Source organism: Bacillus sp. FSL L8-0193, from assembly GCF_037976065.1.
In the GTDB taxonomy this organism is placed as follows: Bacteria; Bacillota; Bacilli; order Bacillales; family Bacillaceae; genus Bacillus; species Bacillus paralicheniformis.
On the sequence record NZ_CP150261.1, the window covers coordinates 311,833 to 327,059 of the forward strand.

The following is a 15,227-nucleotide window of genomic DNA, read 5'->3' on the forward strand; positions in this document are numbered from 1 at the left end:
CGATTTCGATCGACGGCCCGTTTCACATCATAATTTTTTCAATTATAGCAAAAAAAACCTTTTTTTCTTCCTCTGACAATTTGCCGAAGAGCTTGTCGATCAAGGCCTGGCGGTTTTCCACCATTTGTGCGGCGATCCTCGTTCCTTCTTGCGACAGTTCGATCCAGACGGTGCGCCGGTCATCGTTATTTCTCGATCTGATCACAAAGCCCTCTTTCTCCAAATGGTTCAGAGCTGTTGTCGTTGCTGATGGAGACAGGGCGACCTCCTGTAAAATCTCCTTTATCGTACATGTTCCGTGTCTGTAAATGATACGCAAAATAAACCCTTTGCCGCTCGTGATACTTTTCGGAATCGTTTCTTCGTCCAATTTCTTTGAAGACCGCAAATATTTCGTGAAAGCATGATCCAATAGATTCGCTTCAATCCGATGGTGATTCATGAAGGTTTCCTCATTTCCGACATCGTGTAGTAGATCAGCAATTTTATGCTGGTCAAACAAACATAGGTCTATTTTATCATAAGCGAATGCTCCGCAAAAAACGATTTTATGAATTTTAACATGAGCGATTTAATTTCTTTTGTTATCAATTCATAAAGATAATAATTCTATTATGAAATAGTTTTACAATGGATATATTTTGTTTTAGAATGAATTTGTGCGTCACATAATCTCACCAGGTTTTGTGAGAAACAATGAAAATTTGGAGATGAAAATTTTGAGTACACTTCAGCAATTAATCAATCATCATATGGAAACGTCAGATGGGTTGGAAGCATTGTCCGGAGGAGATCGAACGTTTACGTTCAAAGCGTATCATCAACGGGTGAACCAGCTGGCTCATTATCTGCTGGAGGAGGGTGTTCAAAAAGGAGACCACATCGCGGTTTTATGTAAAAATAATCATCATTTTCCCGTCATTTTGCTGGCGTCTCTTAAAATCGGGGCGACAGTCGTGCCGTTAAGCTGGCAGCTGACATCGTATGAATTAAAAGGAATCTTGAACAACTGCCGGCCGAAGGTGATGTTTTATGACTTGGAATTTGCCGATATACTAACGCCGCTCCGCGAACAGCTTCAGTTCTGCCTGATGATTGAAGCGGGTGCGGGAATGAACACGACTGAACAGTTTGAGAGCCTATTTAAAAACAGGCCGCTGGAGGTGGAGGCCGACCAGGTGACCGAGCATGATTTGGCTTTAATGCTGTTCACCTCGGGCACGACCGGAAATCCGAAAGGCTGCATGGTCAACCACGGCAGTCTGGCCGCATACTTGACAGAGGTGAACGTGAAATCGAAACAGCTGAAAGGCATGCGCTTTTTAGCGAGCCATCCGCTTTATCATATGAGCTCGCTCAACCATGTTTTTCAGGCGGCTTTTGAAGGAATTGGCCTTCATTTTTTATGGGACCCCGAACCGTTTGAAATCCTGCAGGAGATCGAGAAGAAACACATTCATATGATGATGGCGTTTCCTTCCGTCTACACTTACATGCTGGAGGAAATGAAAAGACATCCATTCGACCTGTCGTCTGTGAAAATGCTTGTCTCCGGCGGCACCAAGGTGCCGGCGCGGCTGATTAAGGAGTACAATGACATGGGAATCCTGATGGTGCAAGGGTATGGCAGCACAGAAGCATGGACGGTCAGCGTATGGCGGCCTGACATGGGCTGGGATAAAGTCAATTCAGCCGGCAAGCCGATTCCGCAAGTCAGCATAAAAATCGAAGACCCTGATACACATGAAGAGCTGCCAAGGGGCGAAGTCGGAGAAGTCGTCGTCAAAAGCCCGTATGTTTTTGAAGGGTATTACCAAAATCCTTCCGCCACGCAAAAGGTGCTGAAAGACGGCTGGTTTTATATGGGGGACTCCGGCAAACTTGATGAAGACGGATTTTTATATATTACCGGCCGGTATAAAGACGTCATTGTCTACGGAGGCGACAACATTTATCCTGACCAGGTGGAGGAGATCATCGATCAAGTGCCCGGAGTCGTCGAATCGGCCGTCATCGGCGTCCCGGATGAAATGTACGGGGAAGTTCCGAGGGCGTATGTGGTGAAAAACGAAAGCTCCGGCCTTAAGAAGGAGGACATTATCGCGTATTGCAAAGAGCGCCTGTCCGACTATAAAATTCCTGAAATCGTTTTTACCGACAGCCTTCCGAAAAACAGGCTCGGCAAAATCGTCAAAAAAGATTTGCGCGAACTGGCTGTTAAAGGACAGTGAGCGCAGTAACAGAAAGCTTATCCAGCATTGGATAAGCTTTTTTTGCTGCCGTTTTTTGTAACGTTTTCCAATGCTAAACCCACTACAACAGTAGGAGGTGTTGACAATTGAAATCGAAATGGAGTGCGATGGTGATATGGACCGGTCTTTTATTGTTGGCCGGATGCGGAGTGCACAAGGAGGCCGATCCCCCGCCCGTCAGATCCGCGCAAAAAACGGACGCCTCGTTATCTGAAGCTGAACAGCGGTTTGCGCTCGCATTGTTTCAAGACATGATAAAAGAGGAAGGAAGCCGGAAAAACATCTTCCTCTCGCCTTACAGTATTCACCAGGCACTTGTGATGACGGCAAACGGTGCCGCGGGAGACAGCAGAAAGGAACTGCTCGGCACTTTAAACCTCAACCAGACGGATATGACATCGATCAACAGGATGTCACAATCTGTGAATCGTTCGCTAGAAACGCTGCCTCACGGCGAATTTTCATCGGCCAATTCGATATGGTCCAAAAGGGAGCTGAAAGAAAGCTTTCAAGACGCGATCAAAGGCCTTGGCGACGCCTATCAGCTTCATGATGATCCAAATCGGGCAGCAGAAGAAATCAACGGCTGGGTCAAAAAGAAAACGAAAGACCGCATTGATCAGATCGTTGACAAGGTCTCGTCGAATACGATTGCCTACATCATTAATGCCGTCTATTTTAGAGAAAGCTGGAAGCATCCATTTGATCCTCACATGACAGCGGAACAGCCATTTTATTCTGCGGACGGCTCCGCAAAAAAACACCCCATGATGACGCAGACAAACCGCTTTCCTTATCTGGAAAACAAACATTTTCAAGCCGTCAAGCTTCCTTTTCAAGACGAAGGTCTGTCATTGGCTGTTTTTCTGCCGAAAAAAGCGGCAAATCTTGAACAGCTTCTAGCTGGCATGACGTATGATCAATGGCGCGCCTTGCATAAGGGCTGGACGATGAAACAGGTGGAGCTCAAGCTGCCGCGCTTCTCATTTCAAACAGACTACATGTTAAATGAACCGCTTAAACGGCTTGGAATGAAAACCGTGTTTAGCAGCGCGGATTTTTCAAATATGTTTGCCGGAGAAGGCGCCGCTCAAATTGATAAAGTCAGACATAAAACATTTATCAAAGTAGATGAAGCGGGTACCGAAGCATCCGCGGCAACGGCGGTTGAGATCATCGAATCAGCTCCCGTCCCTGAAGTGACGATGACTGCAGACCACCCATTTTATTTCGCGATTGTTGATGAAACATCCGGAATGAACCTTTTTGTGGGCAGTGTGGCAGAGCCGTCGGATGAGTAAACTTGGAAAAATTCTATTATTTTATAAAATATTCATTAAACTTCCAATTCAATTACCGATATAAGGAAGGGAGTTCCTTTATGGTGATGAATAAACGGGAGGCAATGACAAATGAAAAAAAGTTTGTTTCTTTTCGTGTTCAGTGTGTTTTTGATGGCGATTCCAGCATTTTCGGCTTCGGCAAATGTTTACGAAGATGAGTATGAACCCAACAATTCTTTCGCTGAGGCTTACGATTTAGGATTGTGGAAATACAAGACGATTTCGGCGACGATTCACAGCGAAAGCGATAAAGATTATTACAAATTTTACGCGACAAAGGGAGAACAGCTTGCCATTCACCTAAAGAACATCCCAGCAAATACAGACTATGATCTTTACTTATTTAAAGATTCTTACGGCTATCCTGCAGTAGGATCTTCTGAAAGAACGGGAAACCAAAATGAAATCATCCGCTTGGATGTTCCGGAGACAGGCCGGTACATTGCGGTCGTCACGTCTAAAGACGGTTCATATGACGGTTGGGGATTTTACAGACTTGAATTTATCGACAGAATGAAGAGCGGTGCTTATACGGCGAATTTGTCTCCATCATCCATCTCAAGCCCGGGACAGGGAGTCGTTTCTCCGGTTGCCGCCGTCAATCTTGCCAATGTCTCGGCCATTCCCGAAGGAGCGACTGTGAAAAGCGTTTCCGCCGAGGGAACCATTTCTCCGAGCCTCGGACACACCTACAGGGAAGTTCTGAACAAGGAAGAAGGCGTTTGGCACACATCGGTTTCCGGCGGCACACTGTTTCCGGATCTAAAGCCTGAACTTGCGCTTCCGGTCAAAACGACATGGAATGTGAGATACTATTCGCTCGCTTGGAGCAGTTCAACATGGAGATCGCCGCAGCTGAAGATCAATTATCAATATGATTCAACATACGGCTGGTAAACAGATCCAAATTCCGTCCGATATAAAAAGTAATCGAATGTAATTGGCATGAAAGGAGCTCCCATGAATATTAGAGACAGGGTAAAACTTTCGCTTTATTCCGAGCAGCTGATGAAGCCTGCCGCCGCGGAGATGCCGGCTAAGACTACAGGTTCCAAGAGAATGGCCGGCAGCCAAACAGACACCCTCTCCATCAGCAAACAGGCTGAAGCGGCTCAAAAAAATGCACCGTCATTACGATCACAAATGAACGGCGTTCAATTTGAGATCTATAATCTTTATGTGGACAGGCAGCGTTTGAACAGCCAGATCGATGAGACGCTGCGCGAGAGCGGAATTTCTCTTTCCGAGAGTGAACATCTGACATTGCATGTAGACGGAAATAACCGGATTATAGTTGAAGGCATCGAAGATGAACAAAAAAGAACCCGGATCGAAGCCGTTTTAAATAACAGTGATAAACGGTTTGGCGCCCGTCTGTTGAGCCATGCGGAATTGATCGGTGAACAAAATGGAACGCCGCTGGATAAAGAAGCTTATGAAAAATGGCATGTGAATGAGTTTTTGAAAACGATTGCCGGTCTGTCTTTGGCTGATGTCAGTTTGGATGAAAAAGGAGAGCTTGAAGGCGGAAATGAGAGGCTCATCAGAGTGATTGACTCTGCCAAAGACCCGAAAAGCGACTTGGAGAAGAGCTTTCAAAACATGCTGAAGAAGCTGAAGAATGTTCTGGCGAAAGGGCCGGACACCATTGCGGACAGATCGGCTTCTTTCGGATATGCCGGCGGAACGCTCATCGATCTCAATGTATCAAAAGGATTCTCCGCGGGCCAGCTGAACGAGTGGCTGGATGATCCGTTTCTTAAAGAAGTCTTGCTGAACAATTCTTAAAAGACCTGGCGAAGCAATTTTGCCGGGTTTTTTGTTTGTATAAAAAAAATTTCAAATTTCGCATTGACCCTCACGTTGCGGGATACTTTATAGTCGATATTGAAGGGAGGTCAGATAAATGAAAATGAAAGTAAAGGAAGTGGCCGACTTAGTCGGCATCAGTGTGCGCACACTGCATCATTATGATGAAATCGGATTATTAGCTCCGTCGGAGACGACCGAAGCCGGGTATCGGCTGTATTCAGATGACGATCTGGAAAAGCTGCAGCAAATCCTGTTTTTCAGAGAGCTTGACTTCCCTTTAAAAAAGATTAAAAGCATTCTTGAGAACCCTTCATTTGACAGGAATGAGGCGCTTCAGCTCCATCGCAAAGCGCTGCTGGAGAAAAGAAGCCGGCTTGACCAAATGATTGCGACAATCGATAAAACGATCCAATTCGCGAAAGGAGAAATCAACATGACAAACGAGGAAAAATTCGCGGGATTTGATTTCAGTCAAAACCCGTATGAGGAAGAAGCGCGGGAACGCTGGGGCGATGAAGCCGTCGACAGATCGAAGGCCTATATCGAATCCATGCCCGAAGGTGAACGGAAAAAGATGGAACAGCAATATGATGCCATTTACAGAAAAATCGCCGCCCTCAGAAAAGGCGCCTCAGACTCAGAGGAAGCACAGGCGGCTATAAAGGAATGGTACGACTTTCTGAACAATAACACCGGCCACAGCTATTCGCTCGAAGCTTTCAAAGGTCTGGGACAAATGTATGTCGCTGACGAGCGCTTTACGAAAAACATTGATCAATACGGCGCCGGCTTGGCAAAGTTCATGTGCGACGCCATGACGGTGTTTGCTGACAGGAATAAGGAATAATCGCTGGAAACCGCCTGATAAGGTCGTGAAATGACCTTTTAGGCGGTTTTTTTAATTTTAATGTGAGCTATTCCTTTTGGGCAATAGCCTGTGCTCACTTATTTGATTTGCAGGGTAAATGCTGTGTTTGATTTGTGTCGAATCTTCTAATATGTTATTATATCGTCAGTCGATATATCGTAAGGCGATGTAAAATAAGGAGGCGAATGATTTGAATACACACTTTACCGGGATGTTATTTGTTTTGAGCGGAATTTTTTTATTAAATTTAGCGATTTTATCAGGAATAAACGGTGTATGGTGGGGACTAGCTCTTGGCGGCAGCATCATTTTCAATCTAATAGGTGTTGTACTGCTCATGAGATATATAAATGAAAAACACCATACTTAAAATGAGGTGCGAAAAGTGAAGAAAAAAACGGCGGAAAGCTATTTACCGCTTACGCAGGCTACGTATTACATATTATTGTCATTAACTCAACCATTACATGGCTACGGCATTATGCAAAGGGTTGAGAGCATGAGTGAGGGTGAGGTCAAACTAGGGCCTGGCACTCTTTATGGTGCACTAAGCAAACTCGAAAAGCAGGGGCTGATTAGAAAGGAAGGCGAATCCGGCGATAATCGGCGAAAGCAGTATATTTTAACGAATGAAGGATGGCAGGTGATTGAACTCGAATTTAAACGCCTATCCAAATTAGTGACGATCAGTCAATCTATTTTTCAAAAAGAGGGAGATACAAGTCATGAGTAAAAAAAGAAAGCGTAAATTCCGTTTTTTTCTTGCTTGGCAAGACCGGAAGGAGGAGAACTGGCTGAATGAAATGGCAAAACAGGGGTGGATGTTAAAGTCCTTCTTTTTATTTATCTATATATTTGAAAAGACAAAACCAAGCAATACAGTATATCGGCTCGACTATAAGACAACATCAAACCTGGATCAGGAAGAATATATTCATATATACGAGGATGCAGGCTGGAAGCATGTGACACAGTTTTTAAATTGGCATTACTTTGCGGCTGATCCCAGTCAAGTTCAAACAAATGCGATTTATACAGACCGCGAATCTGAAGCAGAAAAATATAATGGCTTACTAAAAGTGCTGTATGCTGCATTTGCCAGTGTATTTCTCAGCTTGGGACTACCGCTTCTCGTCATAGGCATCCCTGGATATTTTTATTGGATAGCAGCATTCAATCTCCTTGTTTTGTATCTGTTGACCGTGTGTATATTAAAGGTTCGTAAAAAAACAAGAATTTAATGCTGATTGACACATGCTAATTTTCAGAGTAATATATTTTTTACAAATCATGTACGGTTAAACGATATTGAGGAAGAGCAAGTACGTGTCAGAGCATGGGTTTAAGAGAGTCGGTGGCTGGTGTGAACCGATGCCCTTCTGACGCCGAATGGGCTTCTGAATCGCTTCGCTGAAACGGACAGTAGGCGGAGCCGGGATAGTTCTCTCCGTTATCAAGAGAAGCGTATCGAAAGGGCTGACTGTTCCCTTTCCGTATGTTCCAAGCGAATCGTTGATGCGATTAATAAAGGTGGTACCGCGAGACCCTCGTCCTTTTGTGACGGGGGTTTTTTGTATTTTTAAGGAGGTGGTGGCCATGGAGGAAGGCTGGCCGGAGTGGCCGCATCATATTAAACGGAAACGGAGGTGTGATGGTAAATGGTGATTGCAACGGACGATTTGGAAATGACATGTCCAAATTGCAATGGAAGCGGAAGAGAAGAGCCGGAGCCTTGTCCAAAATGTTCGGGAAAAGGTGTGATTTTGACGGCCCAGGGAAGCACATTGCTCCATTTTATAAAAAAACATATCCACGAATAAAAAGGACGGGTGTTGAAAGTTGAGTCGAGAAGAGAAGAGTACAGCTGAGCAGAGCGGCCATATTCAAAGCGGCGTTCGAAAAGCGGCCGGGGTCGTTTTTATGGTCTTTGGGACGATGTGTTTTGCTTCAAAATCCATTTTTGTCAAATGGGCTTATGAACAAGGTGCACAGCCGGAAGCGGTGCTGTTGTACCGGCAATTATTTGCGGCGCCGCTGTTTTGGCTGATTTTTGTTGTGTATCGTTCAAAGCTTCCGGCTAAACCAGAAAAAGCGGAGATTTTTAAAGCTTATGCGGCCGGATTGCTTTGTTTTTTTCTGTCGCCATTGCTTGATTTTATCGGCCTTCATGATGTTTCGGCAATCGTTGAACGGATGATTGTGATGAGCTATCCCATGTTCGTATTGATCATCACTGCCTTTGTAAATAAAAAAATGATCCCGGGTCAAACGTTTGCTGCCATCTTGCTTGTGAATGCCGGGCTGTTCTTGGCTGTCGGCGGATGGGATGTGCAAGCATTTGAAGCGAACCTGTCAGGAGCTTTTTTGATCTTATTGTCCGCTGTCGCCTATGCGGTTTATCTTGTTGTGGCGGGAGGTCTTGTCCGTCAAATCGGCGGGATTCGGATGAATGCCTATGGAATGTCGGCGGCAAGTCTTGCGATGGCCGGTTATGCGCTGTTTCGCGCAACAGGAAAACAGCCGGGAATCCTGCTTTCTTATCCTCCCGCAATGTATGGTTTTTTTATGATCATTGCGGCGGTGACGACGGTCATTCCTTTTTTATTCATGCTGGAAGGCATGAAGCGGATAGGAGCGGAGCGGGGAGCCGTCATTTCTATGATCGGCCCCGTTCTTACCATCTTCGGAGGTGTTTTGTTTTTAAACGAACGTTTAACATCCATTCAGTGGCTGGGGTGCTTCCTTGTGCTCCTGACCATCAGTCTGCTGGAATACCGGAAATAGAAAAAGGGATTTATATCCCTTTTTCTGTATGCACTTAAATACATAAAGATCGTTTACTCAGTGTCGCCTGTTTTCATGACATAAGTTCTAGCCGCAAAATCGTGGACAGCTTGTTTCGTTTCTGAAAAAACGACGGTTAAATACAGCAGACCGAAAGCAATATGCACCCATGAGACGATGTAGCGCACGAAAGCCTGCCATAGCTTCATCCGTCAGCCTGTATCATCAGAAACAATGCGAATTCTAAAAAGTGCTCTTCCAATGTGCCCCGGAGCTTTGTCAGCGGCATCAAAAGCGGATACAAAAACGAATACCAGCAGTGCTGTTGCACCGACCTCAGGAGATCCGTCTCCAAATCAATGCGGATGAAAAGTGTAATCCGACCGCCAATACGCAATCGATCAACAATGCACCCGCTCTAACCCAAAAACCAGCGTATTGCAAAATGTATAACACCCTCTGTCATAAATGGATGATAAAAACACAGAACTAACTATTTTATAGTCTTTTTTTCTATTTGTCCTCTTTTATAAAATTTTACTTTTCAGCTAAATCATACTGATTTTCATTATCGGATTTCCCCCTCCTGAAAGTTTTGATAAAATAAATAAGTTGTAGTATAAGATACGGAGGTTTAAACGTGGGAAAAGTAAAGAGAAATATGCCTTGCCCCTGCGGCAGCGGGCTGAAATATAAAAAATGCTGCGGCAAAGCAGAGGGAGCGTTTCCGGCTGTCGCGGTGCAGGAATTGAAACAAATCCAGAAAGACGTCATGGAATTCGCTTTTACGGAACATAAAGACACAATCGATCAATTTCTTAATCAGTATTCTTTTCTGTCAGACTTGGATCAGTCTGCACAAAAGATATGTGTTTTTAATCTGGGCGTGTGGGGAGTATTTTCCCGGCCGTTGGCAGACGGAGGATTGACGATTTTCGAAGACTTTTTACAGAAAAAGGGTTCTTCGATTCTCAGATCGCAGACTAAGGAAGCCGTTCAATCGTGGAAAGACCTCTCCCCTGCGCTGCTGCGTGTGAAACATATAACAGATGGCGGCATTCGCTTTGAGGATGCTGTAACAAATGAAGAGCTCACTATAAGGATGAATGTGAAGCGGGAAGGGCCTTTTGTAGGCGAGTACGTGCTCGGCTTTCCGATCAAGATCGGAAGCCATACCGAGTTCTTCTTACAATTCACCATCTATCCTGCAAAAATGGCGGATGCTCTCAAAGACAGGTTAAACGATGCTTTAAGCCGTTTCACAGAAGAAGGCGGAACAAAAGAACAGCTGATGAGAGATGATTTTCATCATGTGTTAATGCAGCTTTGCCGTCAGGAAGAGAGTGCACCGTCTGAACAAGGGTCGGAAGACATCGAATGGGCCAATGAGATGGAGAAAGAAACAGCGTTTGTCTTTGAGAAAGGTATGCTTGACGAAGGACATTCTGAATCATTTGTCTCCTGGGCGGTCGGCCTTTGGAAATCGTATTGTGTTAAAAAAGCGCCGGTCATCAAGAAAACAGAAGCCTTTGCAGCTGCTTTGGAGTATTTTATCAATACGATCTCCAAATCGGAAAAATCGTTATCCCAGGCGAAGCTTGCAAAAAAATACGGCGTCAGCGCTTCGACTGTATCGAATCGTTTTAAAGATATTGAAGCCGTCCTGCAGGACGAACTGGATCATCATCTTGAGCTTATGCCTTCTTAAGGCAAAGGCCGCTAAACCTTTCGGGGAACCGGAAGGTTTTTTGTGTTTGATTCTGATTAAATCTTGAGAAAGGTATTTTAAGATATCGGTACCGATCAGATCAAACAAGGAGAGATTAAGATGAGTACAATTCTATTGGAAACAAGGCATCTTCAAAAAAAGTTTGGAAGGTCGCAAGCGGTCTCAGACGTCTCACTGTCAGTTAAAAAGAACAGTATTTACGGTCTGCTTGGACCGAATGGAGCAGGAAAATCAACGACTTTAAAACTTTTAACCGGAATCTTAAACCCGACTGCCGGGGACATTTTGGTTGAGGGGCGGAAATGGAAAAGGTCTGTATTAAAAGACATCGGTTCTTTAATAGAATCCCCGCCTCTGTATGATAATTTAACAGCCTACGAGAATGCCAAGGTGCATGCCACATTATTGGGTCTTCCTGATGCGAGAATAACAGAGGTGCTTAAAACTGTTGATATGCATCATGCCGGAAAGAAAAAAGCGGGGCAGTTTTCTATGGGGATGAGACAAAGGCTGGGAATCGCCATCGCTCTTTTAAATCGCCCTAAATTACTCATACTTGATGAGCCTACGAACGGTCTCGACCCGATCGGTATACAAGAGTTAAGGGAACTGATCAGGTCATTTCCAAAGCAAGGGATGACGGTCATCTTATCAAGCCACATTTTGTCGGAAGTCGAGCAGATCGCAGACCATATCGGGATTATCAGCGGAGGATACCTCGGATATCAGGGGAAAATCAATAAGGGGGACGATCTCGAGCGGCTTTTTATGGATGTTGTCAAATCAACGCGGGGGAAAGAAGGCGGAGAACAATGATCGGATATTATGCGAAAGCGGAAAACCTGAAGTTTAAAAGAACATTTTCGAGAAAGATGATCTTCATTGTGCCTTTGATTAATATTTGCTTCGCCTTTTTAATGAATCCAGGATTCTTTGTAGCAGGTACGTATAATTGGTGGTCTGTCATCTTGATGCCGGTCATGATCGCCTTGCTTTGTGCATTATCACACCAGAAAGAAATGAAAGCGTCGAATTATAACGGCATTTTTTCTTCTCCCGTACATTTACATATGATCTGGTCTGCAAAAATAAGCGTCATTGCGCTCTATTCTTTAGCGTCTCAAGCTGTTTTTTTAGGGTTCATGGTTGTGATGCAGTTTGTCATTCCTCAATTTTCGAGCATTCATTTGACAGTCATTTCCGCGAATCTGCTGCTTTGGCTTACGACACTGTGGGAGATCCCCATCTGTTTATGGATAGCGCGAAAATTTGGGTTTATATCTGCCGTTTTGTTCAATATGCTGTGCAGTATCGTGTTGGGCATCATGTCGGCATCAAGTCCTTTTTGGTGGCTGAATCCGTGGAGCTGGCCGATCAGGGTCATGTGTCCGACAATTGGCATCCATCCAAACGGTGTGCCTCTTGAAAATGGCGATCCTTTAACAAGCTGGGCAGTCGTTCCTCCGGCTGTTGTTCTATCTATTGTTTTATTTGCTATTTTGGCGCGTCTGACCAGGCGGTCTTTTTCCCCTGCCGTTGATCGCAAATCGATAAAACGGGAGGCGGTTTGATTTGTTGCTATTTTTCAGATGCCTTGCGGCTGATTTTCAAAAAACAAAGCGCACATCTTTTATTTGGCTTCACTTGACCGTTCCGGTTATCTGTGCGAGTGTTTTTCTGCTTTATTTCTATAACAGAGATCATGATCCATATCAATTATACCGCACGTATTTTGAGGCAATTGCGATTGCCCTGCCGCTTCTGATTGGAATAGTGTGCGGAATGACGGCTTCATTAGAGGAGCGGGCAGGCCGTTTTCAAGTGCTGTTGGGCGGCACGGCGCCCAAATTAACGGCTTATTTAAGCAAAGTTACACTGCTTCTGTTCATGAACTTGTGTGCGGTATTCTTGGCTATTGGACTCTATGTATTGGGGCTCAAAGTTCTATTTCATGTGCCGAACCTGACAATCGCCCTTTTTTTAGAGGCTGGGGCATGGCTGGCAGCCGGAAGTGTCACACTTTATTTCATTTATTTTCTGATCAGCTGCATATTTGGAATGGGGGCTTCGATTTTAATAGGCGGGGCAGGTCTTTTGATGACAGCACTGATGAATACGGGATTGGGCGATGTCATTTGGAAATATAATCCCTGGGCATGGGGAATCAGGCTGACAGGGTATAAGGGGATTGACCGATTTGTCCAAATTGATCCGTCTCTGCGTTCTGTTCTAGACGGGGAAATCAAGCAGGGGGCTTTCATCATGGTGTTTGCTATAATAGCTGTATTCGCTCTAAGCATCGTTTGGTTTATCCGCTGGGAAGGAAGAAAAGCTTATGAATAATGAAAAAGGGTGGTCAGCAAGTGGCGAACATATTGGCAGTAGATGATGAGAAAGATATTCTTGTACTCATACAAAATATTTTGCGCCGCGATCAGCATCAAGTTCATACATTGAGTCAAGTTAACGCCGAATCTCTCGACGTGTTTTCAGGGTATGATTTAATTTTGCTTGATGTGATGATGCCGGGGATGGACGGATTTGAATTATGCGAGAAAATCCGGCCGCTGGTAGATTGTCCGATCCTGTTTCTCACCGCTAAGACGGAGGAAGAGGCCATCGTTAAGGGCCTCCTGACTGGGGGAGACGACTATATTTCAAAACCCTTCGGCGTTCTTGAGCTCAGTGCGAGAGTAAATGCACACTTGAGAAGGGAAAAAAGAGAGAAACACGAAACTAAACGTGTGATTTCCGGTTTTTTATTTCACTTTGACAGTAAAGAAGTATTTATTCATGATCAAAAGCTGAATTTAACAAAAAATGAATTTAAAATATGTGAGCTGTTGGCTCAGCATAAAGGACGAACTTTTACACGAGAAGAAATTTATGATTATGTATACGGGCTGGAAGGCAATGCATTATACTCCACGATAACCGAATTTATCCGCACGATCCGAAAAAAATGCAAAGAACACGAAAGAGATCCGATCAAAACGGTATGGGGCGTAGGGTACAGATGGGAATAATCCGTAAAAAAAAGACGCTGCGCAGAGAACTGATCAAATATATGCTCACTTTGAGTTTCAGCCTGATCGCGATCACGGCTGTATATGTTTTGATCAATATGATCGGAATGAATGCAGGGCTGTTTTATCCTGCCAATTACAATGAAATCGAAGCTGAAAAGCTTAAGCCCAAGCTTCAATCGGCTGAACGGATAACGGAAGACATGATACCTGATACGATGCTGTATGCCATATTGGATAAAAAGTCGAAACAAAAGACAGCGGGAAACATGAAAGAAACGAATCTTTCCATTGTACGGAAAAAAATAGAGAGCAGGCCGTATGTCACCTTAAGTCAAAAAGGCTATATGATCATCGAACGCAAAGACGAGTATTGTGTGTTGGAGTATCCTTTGCGCGCTGAGTTTCGGTCTCCCCTGCTGAGACGGTTTCTCCCGAACTATGAGCTGACAAGCTTATGCATCATCATTCTGCTTCTAATTACGGTTGTTTTTGCGGTAACAACCCGATTTGCAAACAGGTTAAAAGATCATTTTCAAACATTAAACACCATCGCTGAGCAAATTAAAAAACAAAATTTAAATTTCACTCCGGAGTTTTCGAATATTAAGGAATTTGATCATGTGATCAGTTCCCTGATAGACATGAGGAATGCCCTTCAAGCCTCCCTCCGCGCGCAGTGGCACTTAGAGAAAACGAAAAAAGAACAGATCGGCGCATTGGCTCATGACATTAAAATTCCAATGACCATTATTAAAGGTAATGCGGAATTGCTGAGCTTATCACCGCAAAATCAAGAGCAGTCGGAATATATCAGATACATACTTGATGCGGGGCAAAAAATCGATCAGTACATTGACCAATTAATCCATTTGTCAAAAACGGAGGAAGCATTAAATATCGATTATAGAGAAAGCGCTGTGAAACCGTTAGTCGAAAGTGTTCTCAATGACACTGAAGCATACATAGGGAACAAATCGGTTGACATTGTGCTGAAGGAACAGAACCTTGAAGATAAAAAAGCACTGTTGGACAAACAGCTGCTTCATCGAGCGTTGATGAACATCATGACGAACGCTGCAGATCACACACCAGAAGGCGGGAGAATCGATTTTGAAGCTGTGTGTACGGATGATCAATTGATTTTCACAATCACTGACAGCGGAAAAGGATTTTCTCAAGAAGGCCTGCAGAAAGCTGCCGAGCTTTTCTATATGGAAGATAAAAGCCGGACATCGAATGGGCATTACGGTATGGGACTTACCTTTGCGCTTCGTGTTGTCAAGCTTCATCAAGGCGATTTATCGATTAAAAACGGTGAAGCGGGGGGCGGACAGGTGCAAGTAACCATCCCCCTCTGAGACCAGATCATCATCATTCAATGTCCCATTATGTCATCATCCCAAACCTTCC

The 15,227-nt window shown here is 44.4% G+C and carries 18 protein-coding genes and 1 other annotated feature; of the genes, 16 read left to right on the plus strand and 2 right to left on the minus strand.

Annotation, left to right across the window (positions count from 1 at the left end):
- Positions 1 to 22: 22 nt before the first annotated feature.
- Positions 23 to 442: a MarR family transcriptional regulator gene (locus MHH76_RS01700; RefSeq protein WP_020450012.1), complete on the minus strand. Its 420-nt coding sequence runs from the start codon at positions 440 to 442 to the stop codon at positions 23 to 25.
- A gap of 277 nt (positions 443 to 719) precedes the next feature.
- Between MHH76_RS01700 and MHH76_RS01705 the strand changes: the two genes are divergently transcribed.
- From MHH76_RS01705 to MHH76_RS01750, 10 genes are all read left to right on the plus strand, one after another.
- Positions 720 to 2,231 (plus strand): class I adenylate-forming enzyme family protein, encoded by a 1,512-nt coding sequence (locus MHH76_RS01705; protein ID WP_020450013.1) that lies wholly within the window; start codon positions 720 to 722, stop codon positions 2,229 to 2,231.
- Positions 2,232 to 2,338: 107 nt separating this feature from the next.
- The gene (locus MHH76_RS01710; RefSeq protein ID WP_023857768.1) at positions 2,339 to 3,553 is read left to right on the plus strand and encodes a serpin family protein; all 1,215 of its coding nucleotides are present in this window, start codon (positions 2,339 to 2,341) and stop codon (positions 3,551 to 3,553) included.
- Positions 3,554 to 3,664: 111 nt separating this feature from the next.
- Positions 3,665 to 4,492, plus strand: coding sequence for a PPC domain-containing protein (locus MHH76_RS01715; RefSeq protein WP_023857769.1), 828 nt, complete (start codon positions 3,665 to 3,667; stop codon positions 4,490 to 4,492).
- 63 nt (positions 4,493 to 4,555) lie between these two features.
- Positions 4,556 to 5,383: a DUF4885 family protein gene (locus MHH76_RS01720; protein ID WP_020450016.1), complete on the plus strand. Its 828-nt coding sequence runs from the start codon at positions 4,556 to 4,558 to the stop codon at positions 5,381 to 5,383.
- 118 nt (positions 5,384 to 5,501) lie between these two features.
- The gene (locus MHH76_RS01725; RefSeq protein WP_020450017.1) at positions 5,502 to 6,254 is read left to right on the plus strand and encodes a MerR family transcriptional regulator; all 753 of its coding nucleotides are present in this window, start codon (positions 5,502 to 5,504) and stop codon (positions 6,252 to 6,254) included.
- Positions 6,255 to 6,465: 211 nt separating this feature from the next.
- Positions 6,466 to 6,645 carry a hypothetical protein gene (locus MHH76_RS01730; RefSeq protein WP_043054032.1) on the plus strand — a complete coding sequence of 60 codons (180 nt, stop codon included), beginning with the start codon at positions 6,466 to 6,468 and terminating at the stop codon, positions 6,643 to 6,645.
- A gap of 15 nt (positions 6,646 to 6,660) precedes the next feature.
- Positions 6,661 to 7,008: a helix-turn-helix transcriptional regulator gene (locus MHH76_RS01735; RefSeq protein WP_023857772.1), complete on the plus strand. Its 348-nt coding sequence runs from the start codon at positions 6,661 to 6,663 to the stop codon at positions 7,006 to 7,008.
- Positions 7,001 to 7,516: a DUF2812 domain-containing protein gene (locus tag MHH76_RS01740; RefSeq protein WP_025810819.1), complete on the plus strand. Its 516-nt coding sequence runs from the start codon at positions 7,001 to 7,003 to the stop codon at positions 7,514 to 7,516. Before MHH76_RS01735 ends, MHH76_RS01740 begins: the two co-directional genes overlap by 8 nt.
- 58 nt (positions 7,517 to 7,574) lie before the next feature.
- Positions 7,575 to 7,833 (plus strand) — a binding site (T-box leader).
- Positions 7,834 to 7,933: 100 nt separating this feature from the next.
- Positions 7,934 to 8,095, plus strand: coding sequence for a tryptophan RNA-binding attenuator protein inhibitory protein (locus tag MHH76_RS01745; RefSeq protein ID WP_023857774.1), 162 nt, complete (start codon positions 7,934 to 7,936; stop codon positions 8,093 to 8,095).
- A gap of 19 nt (positions 8,096 to 8,114) precedes the next feature.
- Positions 8,115 to 9,059, plus strand: a complete 945-nt coding sequence (locus MHH76_RS01750; protein ID WP_043054033.1) for a DMT family transporter — start codon at positions 8,115 to 8,117, stop codon at positions 9,057 to 9,059.
- A gap of 53 nt (positions 9,060 to 9,112) precedes the next feature.
- Here MHH76_RS01750 and MHH76_RS01755 read toward each other — a convergent pair whose 3' ends face one another.
- On the minus strand, positions 9,113 to 9,268 hold the full coding sequence (locus MHH76_RS01755) for a hypothetical protein (protein ID WP_224146494.1): 156 nt from the start codon (positions 9,266 to 9,268) through the stop codon (positions 9,113 to 9,115).
- A gap of 431 nt (positions 9,269 to 9,699) precedes the next feature.
- Between MHH76_RS01755 and MHH76_RS01760 the strand changes: the two genes are divergently transcribed.
- The 6 genes from MHH76_RS01760 (at position 9,700) to MHH76_RS01785 (ending at position 15,175) form a co-directional block, all read left to right on the plus strand.
- Positions 9,700 to 10,767 carry an SEC-C metal-binding domain-containing protein gene (locus tag MHH76_RS01760; RefSeq protein ID WP_035337330.1) on the plus strand — a complete coding sequence of 356 codons (1,068 nt, stop codon included), beginning with the start codon at positions 9,700 to 9,702 and terminating at the stop codon, positions 10,765 to 10,767.
- Between the two features lie 120 nt (positions 10,768 to 10,887).
- Positions 10,888 to 11,604, plus strand: a complete 717-nt coding sequence (locus MHH76_RS01765) for a lantibiotic protection ABC transporter ATP-binding protein (RefSeq protein WP_020450024.1) — start codon at positions 10,888 to 10,890, stop codon at positions 11,602 to 11,604.
- Positions 11,601 to 12,359 carry a lantibiotic immunity ABC transporter MutE/EpiE family permease subunit gene (locus MHH76_RS01770; protein WP_035337328.1) on the plus strand — a complete coding sequence of 253 codons (759 nt, stop codon included), beginning with the start codon at positions 11,601 to 11,603 and terminating at the stop codon, positions 12,357 to 12,359. The genes MHH76_RS01765 and MHH76_RS01770 overlap by 4 nt, the downstream gene beginning before the upstream one ends.
- A gap of 1 nt (position 12,360) precedes the next feature.
- Positions 12,361 to 13,131 (plus strand): lantibiotic immunity ABC transporter MutG family permease subunit, encoded by a 771-nt coding sequence (locus tag MHH76_RS01775; RefSeq protein WP_025810815.1) that lies wholly within the window; start codon positions 12,361 to 12,363, stop codon positions 13,129 to 13,131.
- Positions 13,132 to 13,151: 20 nt separating this feature from the next.
- Positions 13,152 to 13,814, plus strand: a complete 663-nt coding sequence (locus tag MHH76_RS01780; protein ID WP_020450027.1) for a response regulator transcription factor — start codon at positions 13,152 to 13,154, stop codon at positions 13,812 to 13,814.
- Positions 13,805 to 15,175 (plus strand): sensor histidine kinase, encoded by a 1,371-nt coding sequence (locus tag MHH76_RS01785; RefSeq protein ID WP_020450028.1) that lies wholly within the window; start codon positions 13,805 to 13,807, stop codon positions 15,173 to 15,175. Before MHH76_RS01780 ends, MHH76_RS01785 begins: the two co-directional genes overlap by 10 nt.
- The last annotated feature ends 52 nt before the right edge of the window (positions 15,176 to 15,227 follow it).

What these genes read in the sequence shown, in the direction of transcription:
- MHH76_RS01740 (WP_025810819.1), top strand. Translation starts at nt 7,001, where the DNA reads ATGAGTAAAAAAAGAAAGCGTAAATTCCGTTTTTTTCTTGCTTGGCAA.
- MHH76_RS01720 (WP_020450016.1), top strand. Translation starts at nt 4,556, where the DNA reads ATGAATATTAGAGACAGGGTAAAACTTTCGCTTTATTCCGAGCAGCTG.
- MHH76_RS01725 (WP_020450017.1), top strand. Translation starts at nt 5,502, where the DNA reads ATGAAAATGAAAGTAAAGGAAGTGGCCGACTTAGTCGGCATCAGTGTG.
- MHH76_RS01700 (WP_020450012.1), bottom strand. Translation starts at nt 442, where the DNA reads ATGAATCACCATCGGATTGAAGCGAATCTATTGGATCATGCTTTCACG.
- MHH76_RS01770 (WP_035337328.1), top strand. Translation starts at nt 11,601, where the DNA reads ATGATCGGATATTATGCGAAAGCGGAAAACCTGAAGTTTAAAAGAACA.
- MHH76_RS01745 (WP_023857774.1), top strand. Translation starts at nt 7,934, where the DNA reads ATGGTGATTGCAACGGACGATTTGGAAATGACATGTCCAAATTGCAAT.
- MHH76_RS01765 (WP_020450024.1), top strand. Translation starts at nt 10,888, where the DNA reads ATGAGTACAATTCTATTGGAAACAAGGCATCTTCAAAAAAAGTTTGGA.
- MHH76_RS01755 (WP_224146494.1), bottom strand. Translation starts at nt 9,268, where the DNA reads ATGAAGCTATGGCAGGCTTTCGTGCGCTACATCGTCTCATGGGTGCAT.
- MHH76_RS01715 (WP_023857769.1), top strand. Translation starts at nt 3,665, where the DNA reads ATGAAAAAAAGTTTGTTTCTTTTCGTGTTCAGTGTGTTTTTGATGGCG.
- MHH76_RS01785 (WP_020450028.1), top strand. Translation starts at nt 13,805, where the DNA reads ATGGGAATAATCCGTAAAAAAAAGACGCTGCGCAGAGAACTGATCAAA.